The sequence below is a fragment of the Psychrobacter sp. 1Y4 genome, from assembly GCF_051847555.1.
Genome location: NZ_JBPYDE010000076.1, coordinates 1 through 1,309 on the forward strand (window position 1 = coordinate 1; position 1,309 = coordinate 1,309).

The 1,309-nt window shown below is 45.6% G+C and carries 1 protein-coding gene and 1 other annotated feature; the gene reads right to left on the bottom strand.

Annotated elements, in window-relative coordinates; all coding sequences use genetic code 11:
• Positions 1-39 precede the first annotated feature (39 nt).
• Positions 40-1,259, bottom strand: a protein-coding gene (locus tag ACS8FC_RS14265; RefSeq protein WP_439297242.1) for an IS3 family transposase whose coding sequence is annotated in 2 segments (ribosomal slippage) — positions 40-974 and positions 974-1,259 — 1,221 coding nt in all. Because the reading frame shifts where the segments join, the coding sequence is not laid out codon by codon here.
• Positions 868-984, bottom strand: a sequence feature (AL1L pseudoknot). It overlaps the preceding gene by 117 nt.
• Positions 1,260-1,309: the final 50 nt, after the last annotated feature.

A 1,309-nucleotide genomic window follows, 5' to 3' on the forward strand; every position in this document is an offset into this window, starting at 1 on the left:
TGAACCGCCCCGACTTTATCGGAGGCTGATTTACTTTAGTCAGGCAGCAATGCCTGACAGGATTAAATTATCATAATACCGCTTTTCAAATTCAAAAGGTGACACATATCCAATCGTGCTATGCAGTCGTGTTTTGTTAAACCAATCGACCCATTCAATGGTTGCTAGTTCAACATCGTTCACACCAGACCAGCTCTCTTTCAAATAATGAATGACCTCAGACTTATAAAGCCCATTGACCGTCTCAGCCAGTGCATTGTCGTATGAATCACCTGTAGTGCCAACAGAGGCAATCACACCGCAGTCAGCCATTTTATCAGTATAGCGAATGGATAAATACTGAACCCCTCGATCACTGTGATGAATCACATCTTTGGGATAGTTTCTATCTGCTATTGCTTGATTTAACGCCGCCATCACCATATCTGTGTTCATACGATTAGATACTTTCCAGCCCACAATAGCGCGAGCAAACACATCAATAATAAAAGCGGTATACACCCAGCCGCTTATCGTCTTGATATAAGTAAAGTCTGCCACCCAGAGCTGGTTAGGGCGATGAGCGCTAAAGTTACGATTAACTAGGTCATCAGCACGCTTTTGATCATCACGGCTGTGAGTTGTTATTTTACCCTTACCGCGCCAGACACCTTGTAGGCCATGCTGTCTCATTAAACGCTCTATGGTACAACGAGCAACCTTTAACCCGTCAGCTTTCATCTGCTGCCATACTTTACGCGCACCGTAACGGCATTTGCTGTCCTGCCAGATACGTTTAATCTCGCTGATGTAAAAGTCGTCATGTTGACTGCGCAGTGAGCGTTTTTCAGGGTAGCTCTCCAAGTCTTTAGCACGGTGATAGGTTGATGGGGCAATCGGTAATACTCTACAGATCAGCTCGACCCCATAATTATTCTTATGATCGTCGATGAATTGAATCATGATTTTAGTCAGCGGTCGAGCTCCGCCTGGGCGAAAAAAGCAGCAGCCTTACGTATAATCTCATTGGCTTGCTTGAGCTCTTTATTCTCGCGTTCAAGCTCTTTAATACGTTGCTCTTGGCTTTGGGCTTGCACTGAGGCAGGAATAGTTTGATCTATGTGCTTTTTATGCCATGACCGCAGGGTTTCAGGCGTACAGCCAATCTTAGGTGCAATTGCTTGAATAGCTGACCAGGTGGAGGGATAGTCGCTTAATGCTTCAATCAGCATGCGAACGGCGCGGTCTTTAATCTCGGGGGTGTAGTGTCGTGTTTTCATCGTTGTATTCTCTCAGAATGTTGAGTCTCCGACAATCCCGGGGCGGTTCA